Source organism: Georgenia sunbinii (assembly GCF_036421875.1).
Lineage (GTDB): Bacteria > Actinomycetota > Actinomycetes > Actinomycetales > Actinomycetaceae > Georgenia_B > Georgenia_B sunbinii.
On the sequence record NZ_JAZGOL010000008.1, the window covers coordinates 22,679 to 44,031 of the forward strand.

Annotated in this window: 26 protein-coding genes; 5 read left to right on the plus strand and 21 right to left on the minus strand. The window is 72.3% G+C overall.

All coding sequences use genetic code 11. From position 1 onward, the window contains the following. Nucleotide 1: 1 nt before the first annotated feature. Entirely contained in the window at nucleotides 2-1,078 is a 1,077-nt protein-coding gene (gene pheS, locus V2J52_RS15515) for a phenylalanine--tRNA ligase subunit alpha (RefSeq protein ID WP_331228637.1), read from the minus strand. Nucleotides 1,079-1,447: 369 nt separating this feature from the next. Between pheS and V2J52_RS15520 the strand changes: the two genes are divergently transcribed. Further along, nucleotides 1,448-2,038: an HdeD family acid-resistance protein gene (locus V2J52_RS15520; RefSeq protein WP_331228638.1), complete on the plus strand. Its 591-nt coding sequence runs from the start codon at nucleotides 1,448-1,450 to the stop codon at nucleotides 2,036-2,038. 21 nt (nucleotides 2,039-2,059) lie between these two features. Here V2J52_RS15520 and V2J52_RS15525 read toward each other — a convergent pair whose 3' ends face one another. Next, nucleotides 2,060-2,869, minus strand: a complete 810-nt coding sequence (locus V2J52_RS15525; protein WP_331228639.1) for a 2'-5' RNA ligase family protein — start codon at nucleotides 2,867-2,869, stop codon at nucleotides 2,060-2,062. A 63-nt stretch (nucleotides 2,870-2,932) separates the two neighbouring features. On the opposite strand from V2J52_RS15525, the gene V2J52_RS15530 reads away from it, so the two are divergent. Continuing rightward, nucleotides 2,933-3,364, plus strand: a complete 432-nt coding sequence (locus V2J52_RS15530) for a CBS domain-containing protein (RefSeq protein ID WP_331228640.1) — start codon at nucleotides 2,933-2,935, stop codon at nucleotides 3,362-3,364. 357 nt (nucleotides 3,365-3,721) lie between these two features. Here V2J52_RS15530 and V2J52_RS15535 read toward each other — a convergent pair whose 3' ends face one another. The 4 genes from V2J52_RS15535 to infC all read right to left on the minus strand — a co-directional run bounded on the left by V2J52_RS15535 (nucleotide 3,722) and on the right by infC (nucleotide 5,957). Beyond that, complete coding sequence (locus V2J52_RS15535; RefSeq protein WP_434056439.1) at nucleotides 3,722-4,513, minus strand: TrmH family RNA methyltransferase; 792 nt, start codon at nucleotides 4,511-4,513, stop codon at nucleotides 3,722-3,724. Between the two features lie 76 nt (nucleotides 4,514-4,589). Then, on the minus strand, nucleotides 4,590-4,970 hold the full coding sequence (rplT, locus tag V2J52_RS15540; protein ID WP_331228642.1) for a 50S ribosomal protein L20: 381 nt from the start codon (nucleotides 4,968-4,970) through the stop codon (nucleotides 4,590-4,592). Between the two features lie 24 nt (nucleotides 4,971-4,994). Further along, nucleotides 4,995-5,189, minus strand: a complete 195-nt coding sequence (rpmI, locus tag V2J52_RS15545; protein WP_331228643.1) for a 50S ribosomal protein L35 — start codon at nucleotides 5,187-5,189, stop codon at nucleotides 4,995-4,997. Nucleotides 5,190-5,273: 84 nt separating this feature from the next. Next, entirely contained in the window at nucleotides 5,274-5,957 is a 684-nt protein-coding gene (gene infC / locus V2J52_RS15550; protein ID WP_491062195.1) for a translation initiation factor IF-3, read from the minus strand. A gap of 326 nt (nucleotides 5,958-6,283) precedes the next feature. Here infC and V2J52_RS15555 point away from each other — a divergent pair, with 326 nt between their 5' ends. Continuing rightward, entirely contained in the window at nucleotides 6,284-6,943 is a 660-nt protein-coding gene (locus V2J52_RS15555) for a hypothetical protein (protein WP_331228645.1), read from the plus strand. Further along, a complete protein-coding gene (locus V2J52_RS15560; protein ID WP_331228646.1) occupies nucleotides 6,940-7,701 on the plus strand; it encodes a trypsin-like peptidase domain-containing protein in 762 nt (253 codons plus the stop codon). Before V2J52_RS15555 ends, V2J52_RS15560 begins: the two co-directional genes overlap by 4 nt. Nucleotides 7,702-7,723: 22 nt before the next feature. Here the strand turns inward: V2J52_RS15560 and V2J52_RS15565 are convergent, their stop codons facing one another. The 6 genes from V2J52_RS15565 to V2J52_RS15590 all read right to left on the minus strand — a co-directional run bounded on the left by V2J52_RS15565 (nucleotide 7,724) and on the right by V2J52_RS15590 (nucleotide 12,652). Beyond that, nucleotides 7,724-8,584, minus strand: a complete 861-nt coding sequence (locus tag V2J52_RS15565; RefSeq protein WP_331228647.1) for an SseB family protein — start codon at nucleotides 8,582-8,584, stop codon at nucleotides 7,724-7,726. Then, nucleotides 8,581-9,309, minus strand: a complete 729-nt coding sequence (gene priA / locus V2J52_RS15570) for a bifunctional 1-(5-phosphoribosyl)-5-((5-phosphoribosylamino)methylideneamino)imidazole-4-carboxamide isomerase/phosphoribosylanthranilate isomerase PriA (protein WP_331228648.1) — start codon at nucleotides 9,307-9,309, stop codon at nucleotides 8,581-8,583. The genes V2J52_RS15565 and priA overlap by 4 nt, the downstream gene beginning before the upstream one ends. Before the next feature lie 41 nt (nucleotides 9,310-9,350). Further along, nucleotides 9,351-9,998 (minus strand): imidazole glycerol phosphate synthase subunit HisH, encoded by a 648-nt coding sequence (gene hisH, locus V2J52_RS15575; RefSeq protein ID WP_331228649.1) that lies wholly within the window; start codon nucleotides 9,996-9,998, stop codon nucleotides 9,351-9,353. A 187-nt stretch (nucleotides 9,999-10,185) separates the two neighbouring features. After that, on the minus strand, nucleotides 10,186-10,848 hold the full coding sequence (locus tag V2J52_RS15580) for a hypothetical protein (protein WP_331228650.1): 663 nt from the start codon (nucleotides 10,846-10,848) through the stop codon (nucleotides 10,186-10,188). A 32-nt stretch (nucleotides 10,849-10,880) separates the two neighbouring features. Further along, nucleotides 10,881-11,513, minus strand: a complete 633-nt coding sequence (hisB, locus tag V2J52_RS15585) for an imidazoleglycerol-phosphate dehydratase HisB (RefSeq protein ID WP_331228651.1) — start codon at nucleotides 11,511-11,513, stop codon at nucleotides 10,881-10,883. Continuing rightward, entirely contained in the window at nucleotides 11,510-12,652 is a 1,143-nt protein-coding gene (locus V2J52_RS15590) for a histidinol-phosphate transaminase (protein WP_331228652.1), read from the minus strand. The genes hisB and V2J52_RS15590 overlap by 4 nt, the downstream gene beginning before the upstream one ends. A gap of 116 nt (nucleotides 12,653-12,768) precedes the next feature. Here V2J52_RS15590 and V2J52_RS15595 point away from each other — a divergent pair, with 116 nt between their 5' ends. Next, a complete protein-coding gene (locus V2J52_RS15595; RefSeq protein ID WP_331228653.1) occupies nucleotides 12,769-14,295 on the plus strand; it encodes an HNH endonuclease in 1,527 nt (508 codons plus the stop codon). Between the two features lie 19 nt (nucleotides 14,296-14,314). Here V2J52_RS15595 and V2J52_RS15600 read toward each other — a convergent pair whose 3' ends face one another. The 9 genes from V2J52_RS15600 to V2J52_RS15640 form a co-directional block, all read right to left on the minus strand. Further along, the gene (locus V2J52_RS15600; RefSeq protein WP_331228654.1) at nucleotides 14,315-15,682 is read right to left on the minus strand and encodes a type III PLP-dependent enzyme domain-containing protein; all 1,368 of its coding nucleotides are present in this window, start codon (nucleotides 15,680-15,682) and stop codon (nucleotides 14,315-14,317) included. Then, complete coding sequence (locus tag V2J52_RS15605; RefSeq protein WP_331228655.1) at nucleotides 15,679-16,425, minus strand: 2,3,4,5-tetrahydropyridine-2,6-dicarboxylate N-succinyltransferase; 747 nt, start codon at nucleotides 16,423-16,425, stop codon at nucleotides 15,679-15,681. Before V2J52_RS15605 ends, V2J52_RS15600 begins: the two co-directional genes overlap by 4 nt. After that, on the minus strand, nucleotides 16,422-16,556 hold the full coding sequence (locus V2J52_RS15610; RefSeq protein WP_331228656.1) for a hypothetical protein: 135 nt from the start codon (nucleotides 16,554-16,556) through the stop codon (nucleotides 16,422-16,424). Before V2J52_RS15610 ends, V2J52_RS15605 begins: the two co-directional genes overlap by 4 nt. Nucleotides 16,557-16,602: 46 nt before the next feature. After that, entirely contained in the window at nucleotides 16,603-18,483 is a 1,881-nt protein-coding gene (recQ, locus tag V2J52_RS15615; protein WP_331228706.1) for a DNA helicase RecQ, read from the minus strand. A 167-nt stretch (nucleotides 18,484-18,650) separates the two neighbouring features. Beyond that, nucleotides 18,651-19,202, minus strand: a complete 552-nt coding sequence (locus V2J52_RS15620) for a hypothetical protein (protein ID WP_331228657.1) — start codon at nucleotides 19,200-19,202, stop codon at nucleotides 18,651-18,653. A gap of 226 nt (nucleotides 19,203-19,428) precedes the next feature. Further along, nucleotides 19,429-20,073 (minus strand): DUF6318 family protein, encoded by a 645-nt coding sequence (locus V2J52_RS15625; RefSeq protein ID WP_331228658.1) that lies wholly within the window; start codon nucleotides 20,071-20,073, stop codon nucleotides 19,429-19,431. Continuing rightward, nucleotides 20,070-20,546, minus strand: coding sequence for a hypothetical protein (locus V2J52_RS15630; RefSeq protein ID WP_331228659.1), 477 nt, complete (start codon nucleotides 20,544-20,546; stop codon nucleotides 20,070-20,072). Before V2J52_RS15630 ends, V2J52_RS15625 begins: the two co-directional genes overlap by 4 nt. Beyond that, nucleotides 20,543-21,013: a pilus assembly protein gene (locus tag V2J52_RS15635; RefSeq protein ID WP_331228660.1), complete on the minus strand. Its 471-nt coding sequence runs from the start codon at nucleotides 21,011-21,013 to the stop codon at nucleotides 20,543-20,545. The genes V2J52_RS15630 and V2J52_RS15635 overlap by 4 nt, the downstream gene beginning before the upstream one ends. Further along, nucleotides 21,010-21,351: a TadE/TadG family type IV pilus assembly protein gene (locus V2J52_RS15640; protein ID WP_331228661.1), complete on the minus strand. Its 342-nt coding sequence runs from the start codon at nucleotides 21,349-21,351 to the stop codon at nucleotides 21,010-21,012. The genes V2J52_RS15635 and V2J52_RS15640 overlap by 4 nt, the downstream gene beginning before the upstream one ends. Nucleotides 21,352-21,353 lie beyond the last annotated feature (2 nt).

Consider the following 21,353-nt stretch of genomic DNA (forward strand, 5'->3'; position numbering starts at 1 on the left):
GTCAGTTCCCCTTTCCGGTGGTGCCGAACTGGGCGGAGAAGCGCATGTCGCCCTCGACGATGTCGTGCATGTCAGCGATGCCGTGGCGGAACATCAGGGTGCGCTCGATGCCCATGCCGAAGGCGAAGCCGGTGTACTCCTCCGGGTCGATCCCGGCGGCGATGAGCACCTGGGGGTTGACCATCCCGCAGCCGCCCCACTCGACCCAGCCGGGGCCGCCCTTCTTCTGCGGGAACCAGACGTCCATCTCGGCGCTGGGCTCGGTGAACGGGAAGAACGCCGGGCGCAGGCGCGTGCGGGACTCCGGGCCGAACATCGCGCGGGCGAAGTGGTCGAGGGTGCCCTTGAGGTGCGCCATCGTCAGGCCCTTGTCCACCGCCAGCCCCTCGACCTGGTGGAACACCGGGGTGTGGGTGGCGTCGAGCGCGTCGTTGCGGAACACCTTGCCGGGGCAGGCGATGTAGATCGGCACGTCCCTGCTGAGCATGGTGCGCGCCTGCACCGGGGAGGTGTGGGTGCGCAGCACGAGGCCCTCGGTGGGCTGCTCGGCGGTGCCGGCGACGTAGAAGGTGTCGGCCATCTGCCGGGCCGGGTGGTCGGGGCCGTGGTTGAGGGCGTCGAAGTTCAGCCACTCGTGCTCGACCTCGGGGCCCTCGGCGATCTCCCAGCCCATCGCGACGAAGAAGTCGCCGACCTCCTCCTGGAGCGTCTCCAGCGGGTGGCGGGCGCCGCGTGGCCGGCGGTCGGTGGGCAGCGTGACGTCGACGGTCTCTTCTCGCAGCCGGCGCACCTCCTCCTCGGCCTCGAGCTGCTGCTGGCGCGCGGCGATGGCCTGCTGGATGCGCCCGCGGGCCTGGCCGAGGTTCTTGCCGGCAGCGGCCTTGTCCTTGGCCTCGAGCCGGCCGATCTCGCGGTTGGCGAGAGTGAGCGGGCTGCGGTCACCGGTGTGGGCCAGGCGCGCCGACTTCAGCTCCTCGAGCGTGCCGGCCGTCTCGAACGCGGCGAGCGCCTGCTCGACGGCGGTGGCCAGGCCCGCGGCGTCGAGCGGGGACAGCGGGGGGTGGGCGGGGGTGGTCATGCGTACCTTCCGAGCGTCGTCGTGCCTGTCGGCATCCAGCAAGGGACTGTAGTCGTCATGCCCGCTCGGGAGCGGCGGTGTCCGCCGCGTACGTCAGCTGCCGTGCTCGTCCCGGGCCACCTCACGTGGGGCGGCACCGCCGGGGCGCGTCAGCGCGAGGCCCGAACGGGCCCGCTAAATCGACGGCTGCGCATGGGGATCATGGTGCCACACGAGGCGCTCGGCGGCTGCGCGCAGCTGCGTCGAGAGCGTCCGGGTGGGCCGCCGGGGACCGCGCACCGCGTCAGGGCGGGGCGACACCCTTGCCCGATCGGGCGCTCCGCGACCGAGGTGGTTGCCACCGGCGCCGCCCGGCGCTAGGAACGTCCCATGACCAGCACCAGCGATGCCCGTTCACCGCTCCCGACGTTCTCCGCCCTGGCGAGGCAGCTGTGGTACCTCCCGGTCATCCGTGGGGTCCTCGGCGTCGTGCTCGGGATCGTCGTCCTCGTCTGGCCGTCGATCGCCGTCCTGACGATCGTCACGCTCCTCGGCGTCTACTGGCTGATCGACGGCGTGCTCTCGGTCGTCGACGGCATCCGGCGGCGCGGGACGCCCGGCGCGGGCTGGGAGATCCTCTTCGGCGTCGTCGGCGCCGTCGCCGGCCTCGTGCTCATCATCCGGCCGGGCATGTCGGCGGCGCTGCTCATCATGCTCGCCGGGGTCTGGGCGATCGCCGGCGGCGTCGTGCTGGCGATCACCGCGGTGGCGGCCCGCAAGGCCGTCGGCGCCGGCTGGGGCTGGGGAGTGTTCCTCGGGCTGGCGACCGTAGCGTTCGGCGTCGTGCTCGTCGCCGTTCCGGACCTCACCGCCACCGTGCTGGGGATCGTCCTCGGCATCTACGCGATCGTGGCCGGCGTGCTGTTCATCGCCCTCGGGTTCGCGATCCGCACCCTGGGCAAGCGGGCCGCACCCGCCTGACCGGCAGCGAGCCCGGCGCGGTCACCCAGCTCGCCCCGCTCCCAGCGGGAGCGTCGCCAGCACCTCGTGCCGCGCCCCGCCGCCGCGCCCCTCCCCCAGGACGGACGAGACCAGGTCTAGCTGCGTCGCCTGCCACACCGGGCCGCGGTAGACGGAGAGGGCATGGACGACGGCGTCGAGGTCGACCTCGCCCGGGCGCGCCGGGCCGCCGGGTTCGCGCGACCGGCCGGTGCGCGCGGGACCGGCCTGCCGCCCCGTGCTGCCGCGGTGCCAGTCGCTGCCCCGCGCCGCTGCCCCGTCGTCCGCCCAGCCGCCGCGCCGCCCGGACCACTCACCCCCGCGGGAGCTGCGAGGGGGCCCGCCCGCCCACTCGGGTCTGCCGCGATCACGCTCGCCGCGCCGGCCACCACGCCCCTGCCTCCCGCGCCGGCCGAGCCGGGCGACGGTCAGGTGAGCGCGGCGGCGGTCACGGGCGTCGAGCCGCGAGATGCCCTCGCCGGCCGCCTCGCACTCGGCCATGAACGGCACGATGTCGACGTCGGTCTGCAACCCCACCCACAGCGCCGATCCGGAGAACACCCCGGCGCCGGCGAGCTCGGCCTCGAACGGGTCCCACCGGGCGGCGACGGCGGCGAGCTCGGCAGTGAGCTCGTCGGCGGCACCACCTGGCACCTCGCCGAAGAACGCCAGCGTCACGTGCCGCTGCTCGGGGTCGGTCCACCGCAGCGGTGACGGTCCGCCGCCGCGCCACGGGGGCACGACGGCGTCGACGGCCACCTGCAGGTGGTCCAACGCCTCTGACGGGGGCCGGAGCGCGGCAAAGAGTCGCATCGAGCCATCGTGCCACCACCGGCTGCCCATGTGGTGCAGGTCACACCCGGGTATGGTTGGCGGATGCGTATCTCAGAGATTCTCCGGCGCAAGGGCGATGCCGTCGTCACGATCCGAAGTGATGCGACGCTCGCTGACCTCCTCGACCTGCTCGACGAGCACCGCATCGGTGCCTGCGTCGTCAGCGACGCCGATCGGACGGTGCTCGGGATCGTCAGCGAGCGCGACGTCGTCGTGCACCTCCATCGCGCCCCGGAGCAGCGCACCGTCCTCGTCCGCGACCTCATGTCGTCCGACGTCGTCACCTGCGCGCCGGAGGACGATGTCGAGAACCTCGCACGCACGATGACCGACCGCCGGATCCGGCACCTGCCGGTCGTCGTCGACGGGAGGCTGGCGGGGATCGTGAGCATCGGCGACGTGGTCAAGCAGCGGCTCGACCACCTGCAGCACGAGCGGGACGAGCTCGTCAGCTACGTCCAGCAGGGCGGCTGACCCGCCCCGCCCCACCACCCCTCGTCGCTGACAGCGGGATTGTCAACGGCGTGGACAAGTCTGCTCTCGCAGACAATCCCGCTCTCGCAGACAATCCCGCTCTCGCAGACAATCCCGCTCTCGCAGACAATCCCGCTCTCGCAGACAAGTCTGCTGTCGCGGACAATCCCGCTCTCGCGGACAATCCCGCTCTCGCAGACAAGTCTGCTGTCGCGGACAATCCCGCTCTCGCGGACAAGTCTGCTGTCGCGGACAATCCCGCTGTCGCGGACAATCCCGCTGTCGCGGACAATCCCGCTGTCGCGGACAAGTGTGCTGTCGGCGCATGTGTGGATGTGTGCGTGGGTGGGGTGTGGGTCAGGGGTGGCGCTGGGCGCGGGCGGAGGCGTAGAGACACAGCGTCGCGGCGGTGGCGACGTTGAGTGACTCGGCCAGGCCGTGGATCGGGACCCCGACGACGGCGTCCGCCAGTGCCACCTCGGCCTCGCTCAGGCCGTGGGCCTCGTGCCCGAAGATCCAGGCCGCCGGCCGGCGCAGGTCCGGCCCGCCACCGGCGGCGGTGCCCCGGGCGGCGTGGTCGGCGAGGTCGTCGAGGTCCCACTCGGCGCCGGCGTCCGCGGCGAGCAGCTGGAGCCCGCCGGCGCGCAGCCGCTCGAGCGAGCCGGCGAGATCATCGGTCTCGACGACGGGCAGGTGGAACAGCGAGCCTGCGGTAGCGCGCACCACCTTGGGGTTGTGCAGCTCGACGGAGCCGGGGCCGAGCAGCACCCCGCCGGCGCCGGCAGCGTCCGCGGCCCGGATGATGGTGCCGACGTTGCCCGGGTCGGTGCCGCGGGCGAGCACCGCGACCAGGGCCGCGCCGTCGAGCGCGTCGAGCGGGTGCGGCTCGGCGCGGACGACGGCGAGCAGCCCCTGCGCGTCCCCGCTCATCGCGGCGACCACGTCGGGGGCGGTGAGGTGGATGTGGGAGACCGAGCCCCGCGCGGCGGTGGCGATCTCGGGGTAGCGCTCGACGGCGTCGGGCGTCAGGTAGAGGTCCCGGACCAGTCCAGGGGCGTGGGCGACGGCCTCTCGGACGCCCTGCGGGCCCTCGACGAGGAACTGGCCGTGGCGTTCACGCGCCGAACGCCCGGACAACCGCTTGACCATCCGCACCCGATCAGATCGGGGGTTGGTCAGCAGGTCGTCCGGGCGTTCGGTCACGGCGTGATCGTCGAGCCGGCGATCAGGCCGCTGGTGCGTTGACGTCCTCGGGGAGGTTGGCCTTGGCCACCTCGACGAGCTTGGCGAACGCAGCCGGGTCGCTGACCGCCAGCTCGGCGAGCATGCGGCGGTCGACCTCGACCTCGGCGGCCTTGAGGCCCTGGATGAAGCGGTTGTACGTCATGCCCTCGGCGCGCACCGCGGCGTTGATGCGCTGGATCCACAACCGGCGGAAGTCACCCTTGCGGGCCTTCCGGTCACGGTAGTTGTAGGTCATCGAGTGCGTGACCTGCTCCTTGGCCTTGCGGTACAGCCGCGAACGCTGCCCGCGGTAACCGCTGGCGCGCTCGAGTGTCGTCCGGCGCTTCTTGTGGGCGTTGACCGCCCGCTTGACGCGTGCCACGTCGTTCTCCTTTAGTCGGGCGGCTTAGAGGCCGAGCATCTTCTTGATTGCGGGGGTGTCGGCCGGGGAGACCGCCTTGTCCTGGGCGAGCCGGCGCGTACGCGTGGACGGCTTGCTCTCGAGGAGGTGCCGGCGGTTGGCCTGCTCGCGCATGAGCTTCCCGCTACCGGTGACCTTGAAACGCTTCTTTGCACCGGAGTGCGTCTTGTTCTTCGGCATCGTCTTCCTCTGTCGAACCGTGCCCGGGGGCACGGGTAGGGTGCCGGCTCTCGCCGGCGTCGGACATCAGGCGCAGCCCTGGGGCTACTCCTCCACTGGGGTCTGGACCGCCGCTGCGGACTCAGTCGCTGCTGCGGGCTCAGTCGCCGCTGCGGTCTCGGCCGCTGCTGCAGTCTCGGCCGCCGCTGCGGTCTCGGCCGCTGCGGTGTCGGCCGCCTTCTGCTCGCGGGCCCGGCGCTGCTCGCTCCGGGCTTCGGTCTTCTTCTTGTGCGGACCGATGACCATCGTCATGTTGCGTCCGTCAAGCCGCGGGGTGCTCTCGATGAAACCGAGCTCGGAGACCTCTTCCGCCAGCTTCTGCAGCAACCGCATGCCCATCTCCGGGCGGGACTGCTCACGGCCGCGGAACATGATCATGACCTTGACCTTGTCGCCGCCCTTGAGGAACCGCTCGACGTGCCCCTTCTTGGTGGCGTAGTCGTGCGGGTCGATCTTCAGGCGGAACCGGATCTCCTTGAGGATGGTGTTGACCTGGTTACGACGGGCGTCGCGCGCCTTGACGGCTGCTTCGTACTTGAACTTGCCGTAGTCCATGAGCTTGCACACGGGCGGCCGCGCGTCGGGTGCGACCTCGACGAGGTCGAGGTCGGCCTCCTGGGCCAGTCGTAGTGCGTCCTCAACCCGAACGACACCCACCTGCTCACCGGCGGGTCCGACGAGCCGGACCTCGGGAACGCGGATGCGATCGTTGATACGGGGCTCGCTGATGTGCTGCTCCTCTTCCTTGTCGATAACTGCTAACGAAGAAGGCCTCCGTTCGCAGTTGCGCACGGAGGCCTCAAGGTCGCGGCACCAACTTCGTGCCAGAGGGTCGCCCCTCGGTGACCGTGAACCCAGCCTCTGTCACCCGTGAGGGCCGTCGAGACAAGGTGGGAGGAACTCCGCTTGCACGCCGGAGTAACAATCCGGCGGGTCAGTCTGAGAGACTACCACGCATGACGGACGAATGGCAGGGCGCAGGCGCGCACCCCTCCTCACCGTCCCCTGCCGACATACTGCCACCCGAGCACACTCCGCCGCGGACCCGCGCGGCCGTGCGCGCCGCGGCCGACCCCGCTCCCGGGCACCCTCCGGCAGGTGATGAGCAACCTCACAGCCGTCCCCGTCGACGCCGGTGGGTCGCCGTCGTCCTCACCGTCCTCCTGCTGCTCGCGCTCGGCGGCGGGGCGTACCTGCTGGTGCTGTCCCAACGGTGGGAGGACCGGGCCGACGCGCTCGACGGCACCGCTCGCGACCTCGGCGCCGAGCTGGCGCAGACGCGGGCGGAGCTGGAGGAGTCCGCCAGCACCCTCGCGCTGGTCGAGAGCCAGCTCGACGGCGCGCAGGACCAGATCCACGAGCTCGCCGACGCCGTCGCGCAGACCGGCGACGACCGCGAGGTGCAGCGGCAGGTCGCCAATTACCAGGAAGAGGTGTCGGCGGCCGCGACCGCCGTCGCCGACGCGATGGACCAGTGCATCGCCGCCCAGGAGGAGCTCATCGGCGTCCTCGAGGAGGCTGCGACCACGCTGTCGGAGCAGGCGGCGGCGCCGGAGCCGGAGCCTACCGAGACGCCCTCGAGCGACGAGTCCCCCCCACCGCGGATGACGCTCAACCAGGAGATGCTCGACGAGTACCGCGGCGAGGTGACCGAGTTCTGCCAGGCCGCCACGGACGCCAACGACAACCTGCAGAGCCGGCTGGAGGACTCATGACCCGGCGCCGCCTGCTGGTCCCCGGCCTCGCTGCGGCCGCGCTGGGCGCGACGATGCTCGCCGGCTGTGGCGTCGTGCCGCCGATGCCCGGGCCGATGCCTGCCGACCATGTCCCCGACGTCGAGGCGCCCCACGTCGGCGACCCGGGAGCGCTCTCGCCCGACGGCGTCGACGCGGCCGAGCGGATGGCGGTGCGGATCCGCAACGTCGGCTGCGGGAAGCTGTCGACCGGCTCCGGCTTCGCGCTGGACGAGCGCACCATCGTCACCAACCGGCACGTCGTCGCCGACACCGACCGGATCCAGGTCACCACCTACGACGGCCTGGAGATCGACGCCGTGTCGGTCGGTGTCACCGACGTCGCGGACCTCGCGCTGCTGCGGACCTCCGAGCCGGTGACCACCGTGCCGGGGCTGGCCGAGGTGGACGCGGCGGTGGGCGACGAGATCACCGTGGTCGGTTATCCGCAGGGCGGCCAGCTGACGACGACGACCGGCACCGTGCTCGGTTACGAGCAGGACCCGATCGGCTCGGACCTCGGCGTGGTCGGGCGGACCAACGCGCAGGTCGACCACGGGTCCTCGGGCAGCGCGGTGCTCGGCGTCGACGGGCAGGTGGTCGGGGTGGTCTACGCGATGGACGTGTGGAACAACAGCTACGTGGTGCCGGTGAGCACCCTGCACGACCTCCTCACCGAGGATGCCTTCGAGCCGCTGGGGTCCTGCCGGGACAGCGAGAGCACCGACAGCTCGGACTGACCTCGCGCTGCTGGACCGCGCCCTACTGGACCGCCATCGGGTACAGCTCGAGGGAGTCGACCCGGTCGGTGAGGGTGGGGTCGGAGCTGAGCGCCTGCTGCGCCCGGGTGATGACGTCCATCACCTGGTCGCGGGTGAGGTCGTGGGCGACGGCGAGCACGGCGCGCAGCTCGCTGCTGCTGCCGCGCTCGAGGCGCACCGCGGTGAGCTCGGTGATGCCGCGCAGCGCGTTGGCCGCCACGGCCGGCAGCTCGGGGTCCTGCCACGAGGGCACCCACGGCTCGTTGTGGACGATCGACCACACCGCGGGCCGGCCGAGCAGCGCGGTCACCGGACCGGCGGCGTCGAGCACGAGCATCGAGTCGGCGTCGGCGACCGCGGCCAGCGCGGCCCGCACGCCCTCGACGGGGACCGGCCGGGCGGTGGCGTCCCACGCCTGCATCGCCTCGACCGAGCTGAACACCGGCAGCGCGGCGCGGCCGTCGGGGGTGCGCACCGAGACCATCGCGGCCGAGGCGCAGGCGTCGGCCTGCGGGTCGCCGGAGCCGTGCTTGGTGTGGCTGACGACCTCGCCGTCCTCGCCGCGCCCGGGGTGCTCGTGGGCGACGACCGGCACGATCACCCGGGCGTCGCGCAGCGCGTCGGCGAGGGCGACGAGACGCTCGGTCTCGTCGTCGAGCGCCAGCGCCGCGACGATCGCCGCGGGCGCCGAGCCGTCGTCACCGGAGAACGGGTTGGGCTTGAGGGTACGGCCCGACCAGGGCTGGCCGGCCGAGTCCGCGGCGCCACCGGGCTGCCGGCCGCCGAGCTTGGCGGCGAGCGAGGGGTCGACGGCGGGGCCGCCCTGCGCGCCGGGCATCATCTCCGGTGGCAGCGGTGTCACGGACGGCCTGCCACGTCCAGCGCCTCGGGCAGCGTGAAGGCCTCGGCGTACAGCGCCTTGCCGACGATCGCGCCCTCGACGCCGACGTCCACGAGGGTGCGCAGCACGGCGATGTCGTCGAGCGAGGAGACCCCGCCGGAGGCGACGACCGGCGCCGTCGTCCGCTCGCAGACCTCGCGGAGCAGGTCGACGTTCGGGCCGCGCAGCGTGCCGTCCTTGTCGACGTCGGTGACGACGTAGCGGGCGCAGCCGTCGCCGTCGAGCCGGGTGAGGACTTCCCACAGGTCCCCGCCCTCACGGGTCCAGCCGCGGGCGGCCAGCGTGGTGCCGCGGACGTCGAGGCCGACGGCGATGCGGTCGCCGTGCTTGGCGATGACCTTGGCGGTCCACTCCGGGTCCTCCAGCGCGGCGGTGCCGAGGTTGATGCGCTTGGCGCCGGTGTCGAGCGCGCGGGCCAGGCTCTCGTCGTCGCGGATGCCGCCGGACAGCTCGACGGCGACGTCGAGGCCGGCGACCAGCCCGGCGAGCAGCTCGGCGTTGGAGCCGCGGCCGAAGGCGGCGTCGAGGTCGACGAGGTGGATCCACTCGGCGCCCTGCTCGGCCCAGGTGCGGGCGGCCTCGACGGGGTCGCCGTAAGAGGTCTCGGACCCGGCCTCCCCCTGGACCAGACGGACGGCCTGCCCATCGACGACGTCGACGGCGGGCAGCAGCTCGAGGCGGGTCATGTTCTCTCCTTGGTGGTGGGCGCGACGGCGCCGGGGTGAGATCAGCGGAGGGCGCTGATCCAGTTGCGCAGCAGCTGCGCGCCGGCGTCGCCGGACTTCTCGGGGTGGAACTGGGTAGCGGACAGCGCGCCGTTCTCGACCGCGGCGACGAACCGCCCGCCGTGCTCGGCCCAGGTGACCAGCGGCGGGGCCAGCGGTGAGCTCGGCATCACGTCGGCGGCCGGGTCCTGCTGGGCGGCGTAGGAGTGGACGAAGTAGAAGCGCTCGGCCGCGATGTCGGCGAACAGCCGGCTGCCCGCGGGGGCGTCGACGGTGGCCCAGCCCATGTGCGGCACGATCGGTGCCGGCAGCCGGGTGATCTCACCGGACCACTGGTCGAGCCCGTCAGTGCGGGTGCCGTGCTCGTCCCCGCCGGCGAACATCACCTGCATGCCGACGCAGATGCCGAGCACCGGGCGGCCGCCGGCCAGCCGTCGCTCGATCATCCGGGGGGCACCGACGGCGACCAGCTGGCGCATGACGGCGGCGAACGCGCCGACGCCGGGGACGACGAGACCGTCCGCCGCGGCAACCGCGTCCCGGTCGGCGGTGAGGGTGACGTCAGCTCCGGCTCGCTCGAGGGCACGCACCGCGGAGCGGACGTTGCCCGAGCCGTAGTCGAGCACGACGACGGAGGGTTGGCTGGTCACCGGACGATTCTAGGTCACCCGCGCAGGCCTGGCTGGCGCGGGTCCGGCTGCGTGCGCCCGGCTGGCCCGGGCCCGGCTGACCGGGGCTTCAGATCATCGCCCGGGCCTTCCCAGAGCCGCGACTGAGGCGAACCCCCGTTTCACCGTCCGCGCCCCGCACCGCTGCGGCGGCGGCTTGCAGCAGCCACTACGGCTTGCGGCGGCGCAGGCCCTTGCCGAACATCCGGGCTGCCTTCCACCGCGGGATGCTGCCCGAGCGCTGGTGGCCCGAGACTTCAGCCACGCGCACCCGGCGCAGGATGAGGTCCTCGACCATGTCGTCCGCGCCGGCGAGGATGAGGCCGACGGCGACCTTCTCCCCCGCCTCGCCACCGGAGTAGTGCCGCCCGGTCAGCTGGCCCGACAGGCCCCGCTCGAAGCCGCCGCCCTCGGTAAGCGCGGCGGTGATGAGCACGACGCCGGTCTTCGATAGCCGCGACAGGTTCTTGGCGAGCTCGTCGGCCTGCGGCGGGATGTCCTCCGGCGAGCCGCCGAGCAGCTCGCTGATGTCCCAGTCGCGCACGTGGAGATCGTCGTCGGCGTCGCCGTCGGCCGCGGCAGGTGCGTCGTCGGCCCTGGCTGGTGCGTCGTCGTCGTCCGCTGCTGGGACGTCCGCGGCGGCCAGGGCCGCTGCGTCACCGGTCTGCGCCTTCGCGGCGGTCGGGTCGTCGACGGCGCGGCCCTTGTCGTCGAGCTCGATCACCGCGACGGCGCCGGAGCTCGACGGGACGACGTGGCAGTCGATCCCGGTCATCGAGCACAGCCCCGCCAGTGCCTGCGCGGAGGCCACCGGCGTGAGGACCATGGCCACCGCCGGGGGCGTACTGCCGACCGGGTCGGACGTCACAATGCGCCCTTGGTCGACGGGATGCCGCGCACGCGGGCGTCGGGCTCGATGGCGGCGCGCAGCGCCCGGGCGAAGGCCTTGAACTGGGCCTCGACGATGTGGTGCGGGTCGCGCCCGCCGAGCACCCGCACGTGCAGCGCGATGGCGGCGTGGTGCGCGATCGACTCGAAGACGTGGCGGGTGAGCGAGCCGGTGAAGTGCCCGCCGATGAGGTGGTACTCCTGGCCCGCGGGCTCGCCGCTGTGCACGAGGTAGGGGCGCCCGGAGACGTCGACGACGGCCTGCGCCAGCGCCTCGTCCAGCGGCACGAGGGCGTCGCCGAACCGGGCGATGCCGCTCTTGTCGCCCAGTGCCTCGCGCAGCGCCTCGCCGAGGGTGATGGCGACGTCCTCGACGGTGTGGTGGGCGTCGATGTGGGTGTCACCGGTGGCCTCGACGGTGAGGTCGATGAGCGAGTGCTTGCCGAGTGCGGTGAGCATGTGGTCGTAGAACGGCACCGTGGTGGAGATGTTCGTTGCGCCGGTGCCGTCGAGGTCGATCTCGACGACGACGCTCGACTCCGAGGTCACCCGTTCCTTGCGTGCCGTTCGCGCGCGACCCACGTTCGTCTGCTTGTCCTGTGCCGTCACAGCCCGACCACCTCCGTCAGTGCCGCCCGGAAGGCGGCCATCTCTGCAGCGGTACCGATCGATACCCGCAACCATCCTGGCGGTCCGACGACGCGGATGAGAACTCCGCGGTCGACCAGCCCCTGCCATACCTTCTCACGGTCCTCGAACGGGCCGAAAAGGGCGAAGTTGGCGTCGGTGTCCGCGACGGTGAAGCCCTGCCCGCGCAGCCACTGGACGCACCGGTCGCGCTCGGCGCGCAGCTCGGCGATCTGCCCCATGAGCTCCTCGCGGTGGCTCAGCGCGGCGCGGGCCACCGCCTGGGTGACCGCCGACAGGTGGTAGGGAAGCCGGACGATCCGCAGCTGGTCGACGAGCTCGGGCGCCGCGGCGAGGTAGCCCAGGCGAGCGCCGGCGAGCCCGAAGGCCTTGGACATGGTGCGGCTGACCGCCAGGTGGGGGTAGCGCTCGAGCACGCTGAGCGCGCTGGGGGTGCCCTCGCGACGGAACTCGGCGTAGGCCTCGTCGACGACGACGACGCTCGCGGTGGTCGCGCCGTCGGTCCCGGTGGGTCCGGTGGTCGCGGCGGCCTGCGCGATGGCCTCGATGGTCGCGAGCGGCAGCGCGGTGCCGGTGGGGTTGTTCGGGCTGGCGAGGAGGACGACGGCGGGGCGGACCTGCGCGAGCAGCGCGAGCGCGCGGTCGACGTCGATGGTGAAGTCGCCCTCGCGGTTGCCGGCGTGCCAGTCGGTGAGGGTGTCGCGGGCGTACTCGGGGTACATCGAGTAGGTCGGGGCGAAGGAGAGCACGGTGCGGCCGGGCCCGCCGAACGCCTGGAGCAGGTGGAGCATGACCTCGTTGGAGCCGTTGGCGGCCCACATGTGCTGGGCGGTGAGGTGGCGGGTGCCGGACTCGACGCGCAGGTAGTCGGCGAGCTCGGCGCGCAGGTCGAGGAATTCGCGGTCCGGGTAGCGGTTGAGGCCGGGGCCGACGGCGGCGACCGCGGCGGCGAGGTCGGCGACGACCGCGTCCGACGGCGGGTACGGGTTCTCGTTGACGTTGAGCAGCACCGGCAGGTCGAGCTGCGGCGCCCCGTAGGGGGTCAGCCCCTCGAGACCGGGACGGACCGGCAGAGTGACGGAGGCAGGAGTTTCAGGCACGGCGCCAAGTCTACGGCTGGGGCGCCGGAGGCAGTGTCCCGGCCGGATGTCAGTGGCCAGGTTTAGCGTGTGAAGCAGACCGAAGAGGGTCGTAGCGGAGCGAGGAGGTGGTCGCGGTGACCGTCGTCGAGGACCACCTGCCGTCCTACGAGGCTCCGCTGATGGGGCTCGACGCGATGTTCGCCTCGATGGACGACGCCGACGAGGAGCTGTTCTGGGCCGAGATGCTCGGCGCCCCCTCCCCCACGCCGGCGGAGGCCGCCGAGGTCAGGGAGATGGAGGAGGCCGCCGCTCGGTCGGCGCCGGGGCGTGCCGGGCGGCTGGCCGCGGTGATCGCCGAGCTTCGCGAGGTGCTGAGGCACGTGACGGTCGACCGGGACGGCGTCGTCGTGGGCGTGGCGGAGGCCGAGCACGTCGACGTCATCCGGGCGCTGGAAGACCTCAAGGCGACGACCGCGGCGACCCAGACGGTGCTGACGGCGAGCTTCGACCGGTCCCGCCGCGAGCGCGAGGAGCGCGACGGCGTTCCGGCGGCGCGGCGTGGCCGGGGTGTAGGCATCGAGGTAGGGCTGGCGCGGCGGCTCTCGCCGTACCAGGGCCGGCGGCAGCTGGGCCTGGCGCGCTCGCTCGTGGCGGACATGCCGCACACGCTGACTGCCCTGCGCGATGGCGACCTCAACGAGCGGCGGGCCGGTCTGGTGGCGGGCGAGACCCGGGAGATGACGCCCACCGACCGCGCCGCGCTGGACGAGGACCTCTGCGCCGACCCGGAGACCTTCGGCTCCTGGGGCGACACCCGGTTGGTGGCCGAGGCCCGGCGGACGGCCTACGCCCTCGCGCCCGACGCGATGGCCCAGCGGGTGCGTCAGGCCGAGACCGACCGTCGGGTGACGCTGCGGCCGGCGCCGGACGGCATGGCCTACCTCAGTGCCCTGCTGCCGGCCGCCCAGGCGATGGCCTGCTACGCGTCGCTGCGCAAGGCCGCCGACCAGGGCCGGTCTGCCGGCGATCCGCGCGGCCGGGGGCAGCTGATGGCCGACACGCTCGTCGGGCGGGTCACCGGCAACGAGGTCTCGGACGCCGTGCCCGTCGAGGTGCAGCTTGTGATGAGCGAGCACACCCTGTTCGGCGACAGCGACGACGCCGCCGTGGTGCCCGGCTACGGCACGATGCCCGCCCAGTGGGCGCGCGACCTCGTCGCCCGGGCGCTGGACACTCCCGAGCACGCCGCGGTGGGGGTCTTCCTACGACGGGTCTTCACCCACCCGACCACCGGACAGCTGGTGGCGATGGACTCGCGCGCCCGCACCGCGCCCGCCGGGCTGCGGGCCTTCATCGCGCTCCGCGACGGCGCCCGGTGCCGGACCCCGTGGTGCGACGCGCCGGTGCGCCACACCGACCACGTCCGGCCGCACGCCGAGGGCGGCCCCACCTCAGCGCCGAACCTGCAAGACCTGTGCGAGGCCTGCAACTACGCCAAGTCACTGCCCGAGTGGCAGGTCAGGCTCGAGGCGGTGCTCGGCCGTCGCCCCGGGACCGACCCGCCGTCGCACCACCGCGCCGACCCGTGGCCGTCGGTGACGACCACGACGCCCACCGGTCATAGCTACACCAGCCGGCCGCCACCCCCGATCGGCCGGTAGCCGGTCAGATGGTTCCCGCTCATTCCCCCAGCCAGTGCTGGGCCGGCACCGGGTGGGACAGGAAGCTGGTCATCGCCTGGGTGAAGCCGTAGGCGCCGGCCTGGCCGAACATCAGCAGGTCCCCCGGCCGCAGCGGCCCCAGCTCAGCGGTGCCGATCCGGTCGAGGGAGGTACACAGCGGGCCGGCCAGGGTGTACGCGGTGAGCAGCCTGGGCGGCTGGGTGGCGGCAGTGTCGGGGCCGGTGTCAGCGTCGGCGGCGCCTGCGCCGGCCGGCTGGGAGGTGGCGGGGTCGTCACCGGTGGCGGCGACGACCCCGCCGTCGTCACCGGTGTCAGCGGCGGCGTCATCGTCGCTGGCCACGACGCGCACCGGGAACGACTGCCCGGTGAGCAGCGGCCGCAGCAGGTGGTTGATGCCGCCCTCGAGCACCGCGAAGGTCGCGCCACGGCTCTCCTTCACCCGCACCACCCGGCTGAGGTACACCCCGGTCGGCCCGGCCAGCCAGCGGCCCGGCTCCAGCAGCAGCCGGCCGGTGCACCACGGGTGCTCGGCCAGCAGCTCGCTGAGGCCAGCGCCGAGCGCGGCGATGTCGAGCTCGCCGGCGCCTGCGACGTACGGGATGCCGAGCCCGCCGCCGAGGTCGATGAGCTCCAGCTCGACCCCGTGCTCGCGGTGCAGCCGTTCACCGATCTCCAGCGCGGTGCGGTGGTTGGCCAGCAGTGCGGCGGCGTCGAGTTCGTTGCTGGCGGAGAACACCTGCAGACCGGCGAGCCGGACCTGCGGGTAGCGCGCGACGGCGGCGAGGAAGTCGGGCAGGTCCTCCTCGTCCACCCCGAACGCCGACGGCCCGGCTCCGCCGATGATCGACGCCGTCTCGCTGACCCCAGTCGCCGGGTGGACCCGGACGTTGACCGCCAGCGGCGCGCCGCCGTCGTCGTTGTCGTCGTTGTTGTTGTTGCTGTTGTGGTCAGCGTCGAGCAGTGCGGCGATCCGCGCGACGTCCTCGATGCCGTCGACCTGGACCCGGGCACCGACGGCGAGCCCGGCACGCAGGTCAGCCTCGCTCTTGGCGGGCCCGGCGAGCACGGTGCCACCAGTCCCGGCACCAGTCGAGGCAGCGGCGGCGGCTCGGCGGGCCGCCGCGACGGCCTCGACCTCCCCGGCCGAGGCGCAGTCGAACCAGGCCCCGAGGCCGGCAAACGCGCGTAGTAGCGGCGCGCCAGGATTCGCCTTGACCGCGTAGGCGAGCAGCACCCGCTCGGGCAGCGCCGCGCGCAGGGCGGTGAACCGCTCGCGGGCGACGTCGAGGGAGTAACCGAAGCACGGCGTGCCGTGCCCGGCGAGCTCGCGCGCCTGGGCGTCGGTGAGCGCGTACAGGTCGGTCATCGCAACGCTCCCTCGAGCACGGTGGCGGCGTCGGTCGAGTCGTCGCGGTACTTGACGATGACCGGCGCGTACAGTGACAGGCCCAGTCGCTGGGCATAGTCGCCGCGGGCCGGCCGCGAACCGGGGACGACGACGGCGCCCTCGGGCACCTCGCCGCGCACCTCATGCTCGTGGACCAGGTCGTAGACGACGGTGCGCGAGGTGAGGATGGTGCCCGGGGCGAGCACCGCGCCGGCGCGGACGATGACGCCCTCGTACAGGCCGCACTGCGCGCCGATGAACGCGTCGTCCTCGACGACGACCGGCCGCGCGCCGACCGGCTCGAGCACCCCGCCGAGCTGCACCGCGGCGGACAGGTGCACGCGGGCACCGACCTGCGCGCACGACCCGACGAGCACGTGGCTGTCCACCATCGTGCCCTCACCGACGTAGGCACCGATGTTGACGTAGCTCGGCGGCATGACGACGACCCCGGGGCGCAGTGCGGCGCCGCGCCGGACAGAGCTGCCGCCGGGCACCAACCGGACCCGGTCCGCCGGACCGATCTGCCGGGCAGGGACCTTGTCGACCGCGCCGCCGGGCCAGCCGGGCAGCTCGACGGCGTCGCTGGCGGCGAGCAGCGCGAGGATGCCCTGCTTGACCGAGGTGTCGACCTGCCAGCTGCCGTCGTCGGCGCGCCGGGCCGCCCGCAGCTCGCCGGACTCGAGCCGGTCGAGGAACCGGGCCGCCTCCTGCGGGGTCACGAGGCGAGGACGACGACGGCGGGACCGGGCCGCCGTGCTCCCTTCCCGAGCGGGTCGAGCGAGGCCATGACGGCAGCGGTCGCCACGGAGGCGAGCCGGTCGCGGTCGGGGGTGCCTGCGCTCGGTGTCATGGAAAAAGTATGGCAACCCATTGTTACCGCCATGAAACGTGCCTGCTCAGCCGGTGGCGCCGACCACCTCGAGCACCGCGGCGCCGTACCGCTCGAGCTTCGCGTCGCCGACGCCGGAGATCGCGCGCAGCTCGGTCGTGGAACCGGGCCGGGCCTGCGCGATGCCGGCGAGGGTGGCGTCGTTGAAGACGACGTAGGCGGGCACGCCCTGCTCCTTGGCGACGCCGGCCCGCCAGGTGCGCAGCTGCTGGAAGAGGTCCTGCTGCGGCGCGTCGAGGTCGACCGGCGCGGCCTTGCTGCTGCGCGGCTTGCGGGCGGCGCGCACGCGCTCCGGCTCGCGGCGCAGCCGCACCTCCTGCTCGCCGCGGAGCACGGCGCCGGCGGCGTCGGTGAGCGCGAGCACGCCGTACTCCCCCTGCACCTCGAGCAGCCCCTGGGCCAGCAGCTGGCGCACGACGCCGCGCCACTCCTGGTCCCCCAGCTCGGTGCCGATGCCGAAGGTGCTGAGCTCGGTGTGCTGGGACCGCAGCGTCCGCTCGGTCTCCCGGCCGAGGAGGATGTCGACGAGGTGGCCGGCGCCGAACTGCTGGTTGCGCTCGCGCTTGAGCCGCAGGATCGTCGACATCAGCTTCTGCGCCGGGACGGTGCCGTCGAAGCCCTCGGGCGGGTTGAGGCAGGTGTCGCAGTTGCCGCAAGGCTCGCTGCCCTCGCCGAAGTAGCGCAGCAGCTGCTGCCGCCGGCACTGCACCGTCTCGCACAGCGCGAGCATCGCCTCGAGGTGGAGGGACTGGGCGCGCTTGCGCTGCCCGTCGCCGTCGCCGCCGGCGATCATCCGCCGCTGCTGGACGACGTCCTGCAGCCCGTAGGCGAGCCACGCCGTCGAGGGCAGCCCGTCACGGCCGGCGCGGCCGGTCTCCTGGTAGTAGCCCTCGACGCTCTTGGGCAGGTCGAGGTGGGCGACGAACCGGACGTCGGGCTTGTCGATGCCCATCCCGAACGCGATGGTGGCGACCATGACCACGCCGTCCTCGCGCAGGAACCGGGCCTGGTTGCGCGACCGCGTCTGGGCCGGCAGGCCCGCGTGGTACGGCAGCGCGGTGACGCCCTTGCCGGCGAGCCACTCGGCGGTCTTCTCCACTGACGCGCGGCTGAGGCAGTAGACGATGCCGGCCTCGCCGGGGTGCTCGTTCTCGATGATCTGCAGCAGCTGGCCCTTGGCGTCCTGCTTAGGGGCGATCCGGTACTGGATGTTGGGCCGGTCGAAGCTGGAGACGAAGACCCGGGCGTCGTCGAGCTGGAGGTTACGGACGATCTCCTCGCGGGTCTCCGCCGTGGCGGTCGCGGTGAGGGCGACCCGCGGGACCTCGGGCCAGCGCTCGTGGAGGATCGTCAGATTGAGATAGTCGGGCCGGAAGTCGTGACCCCACTGCGCCACGCAGTGCGCCTCGTCGATGGCGAACAGCGCGATGTGCGCGCGGTCGAAGAGGTCCGCGGCCACCGACAGCCGCTCGGGGGCGAGGTAGAGCAGGTCGAGCTCGCCGGCGAGCAGCCGACGCTCGACGTCGCGACGCTCGTCGATCTGCTGGGTCGAGTTGAGGAACGCGGCGCGGACGCCGAGCTGCTCGAGGGCGTCGACCTGATCGTGCATGAGCGCGATGAGGGGGCTGATGACGACGCCGGTGCCCTCGCGGACGAGCGACGGGATCTGGTAGCACAGGCTCTTGCCGCCGCCGGTGGGCATGAGGACGAGGGCGTCCTTGCCGCTGGTGACGGTCTCGATGATCTCGGCCTGCTCGCCGCGGAACGCGTCGTAGCCCCAGATGCTGGTGAGTGCCTCGAGCGGGGACGACGACGATGCCCGGGCGGCCTGCACCGCCGCGGCGATCGGTGCCGCGGCGCCGGGGTCACCGGCGAAGGCGGCGGCCATCTCGGCGTCGTGGAAGTCCCACTCGCTCAGCCCCTCGGGAGGCGGCTCGTCCCAGTCGGGCTCCGGCCCGGTCCACGTATCAACCACCCTGCCAGGGTAGGCCGTGTGGGCGACACGTTGCGGAGCCGTGTGGGTAACGCCGGTCTCCGATCAGGCTGCTGTGAGGCCTAGCTTCCGGCGACGAGCCTGGGCGTCGCGGTGACGACGTCGAACGGCTCGCTAGTCTCGGTCGTGACGACCGTCCCCGTCACCGGCAGCCAGGTGGTCATTCCCTGGATGCGGAACACCGCGTCCCACTCTGTCTGGACGGAGATCGCCGCGGCTGGCTGTGCTGATCCGTAGGCGTGGGCGACGGTGTGGTCGGGCCATGCCGCGCCCGGGTCGGTGGTGACCAGCGGGGCGCTGCCGTCGCCGAAGTCCCAGGTGAACTGCTCAGGGGTCACCATGACTTCGATCGGTGCGTCGAGGACGGTCGTGGTGAGCACCTGCTGCTCGGCGCCGGTGAAGGCGATGGTCTCCGTGTGCACGAGAACCCATGACCGGTCGGGCTGGACGTCCAGGCCGCCGGCGTCGACGAGGAGGGACTGGACCTCTTCGCGGGTGACGACGATTGGGGTGGGCTGGTCAGCGGCGGGAGTGTCGGCGTCCTCCTCTTCCTCCATCTCGAACCAAGGGGTGAGCTCGGTGCCGCCAAGTTCCCCGTTACAATTCTTCGCCATCACAGTATACTTGCCGAAGGTATACGGGATCGGTTTGCAGTAGGGCTCAGCCTGGACTGCACCACTGCCAGAAGGCGGGCTATCAGTCGAGATCGGATTAGCAGTATCTTGCGTAAGACTACCCACAACATTGACCTCATCAGCACCTTCCGCGCCAGCCCGGTAATCAGGCCCGCCGGACGAAAGAGCAAAACTGCTAATTACGAATAAGACGATCCATTGCCCGCTAGGCCACATCGTTCTCAACCGCCACACCTCTAATAATCCAACCAAGTTCCGCCGACGGAAGAACAGCTACGACATAGTCGACCTCTCCACCATTCATCTGTCGGCCAATCTGGCCGCCTGCCGAATACTCGACCGACGCCGCCTCTGAACCTGAGACACCAACGCGATAGTGGGCATAGTCTGAATCTGGGGGAAGAGCGGTGACGCTTTCCACCGTGAACTTGCCACCCTCGGCGCGTCCACCGTTACCATAGAGTTCCGTTAGATGGGTTGTCGCACCGCTACAGAACTGACACTCTGGGTGCGACATCTCCAGCCACTTTTCGATGTCGCCAGTTGCGTACACATACTGATGCAACTCGATGAAGAAGACCGCCGCCGCCTTGGCCCCTTCGATGTCATCACGCTCCATCTCCGGTGGTGGGCTCGGCTCCGGCCAGGGCGTCGGAACCGTCGTCGGCTCGTCAGTCGCCGGCTCGGTGGGTGCGTCGGTCGTGGGACTGGGCGCACTCGTCGGAGCAGGATCGTCGCCCTCGTCCGTCGCGCAGCCGGAGCCACCCACGGCGAGCCCGACCATCACTGCAAACGCGACCAACCAACGCCGTCGTCCACGACCTCTACTCCTGCTCACCATCCCGCTCATCCCTCCGCCTCGGCCGACGACGTCACTTGGATCCGGAAGCCGTCCGACCACGGGGCCAGCACCCACGGCACCAGCGGCGGCCGTGCGACGGCAGTCAGCGTCACGCGCGCGGTACGCCCGTCAGACGTACCTGTCGACCCACCGATCCTCAGCCCCTCGAACCGCGAGGTCGCCAAGGCCGCATCGAGGTGGGCCGCGACCGCGTCCCTCACCGACTCGTCGGACAGTGGCACGCCCGCGCTCGCCAGGTCGCCCTGGTAGTACCGTTCGAGGTCGATGGCGTCTGCCGCGTCCGCAGCAGCCCCGTCCGCCAGCGCGAGCAGCTGCTTGCGCTCGAGATGAATCGCCGTCGCGCTCGCCACGACGAGGATGAGCGCGAGTGCCACCACCGCGAATCCCAATGACAACAACGTGATCTGGCCGTCCTCGGCATCAGCTCCCGCCGGCCGCAGCCGTCCACCGATGCCCCTCATGGCGCCACTCCGAACTCCGGCACCACGGCCAGGTGCTCCGCCCGCACCGGGACCTCCATCGGCATCGTGCCGGCGAGGAAGTCCGGGACGAGCGGCAGCCGGACCGCAGCGTCGACCTGCACGTGGATGCGCGCACCTCGAGACAGGCAGGGGTCTTCGTCACAGGTGAGCCGCAGGACGTCGTCGGCGTCCACGACGATCCCCTGGTCCGCGAACGCCAGCTCGACCGCGCTGCGGGCTCGTCCGGCTGCGGCTTCCGGGTCCTCCGCCTGGCTGATGATCCGTCCACTCTCGCGGGCGGCCGCCTCGGCGGCGAACATCGCCGCCTGCACCCTGCCGAGCGTGAGGACGAGGTAGACGAGCGGGATGAGCAGCACGACGGTCACGCCGATGAACTCGACGACGGCGCTGCCCTCGTCCTCCCGCAGCCGAGCTGCCAGCCGCCGGACCGCGCTCCCCCACCTCATTCGACGACCGCCCGTCCGACGACGGTCATGCTGCCGCTCGGCCCGAGCAGCCCGAGCACCGGTATCGGCGCGCGCACGGTCACCTCGACGAGATCGAGTCCGCCCGCGGACGTCCGCCGCGCCGAGACGTCGCTACCGAAGCGAGCATGCACCGCCGTCGTGATCAACTCTCTCGTCCGCTCGACTCCCGCCGTCGCCGAGCTGCCCGCGAGCGCAGCCACGCGCGCGCCCTCGCCGGCAGAGTCGATGAGCGTGTTCCGCACGTGCAGGGCGAGGGTCAGCTGGAGCACACCGAGGAGCAGGACGACGACGAGGATCGAGACGAGCACGAACTCCACGA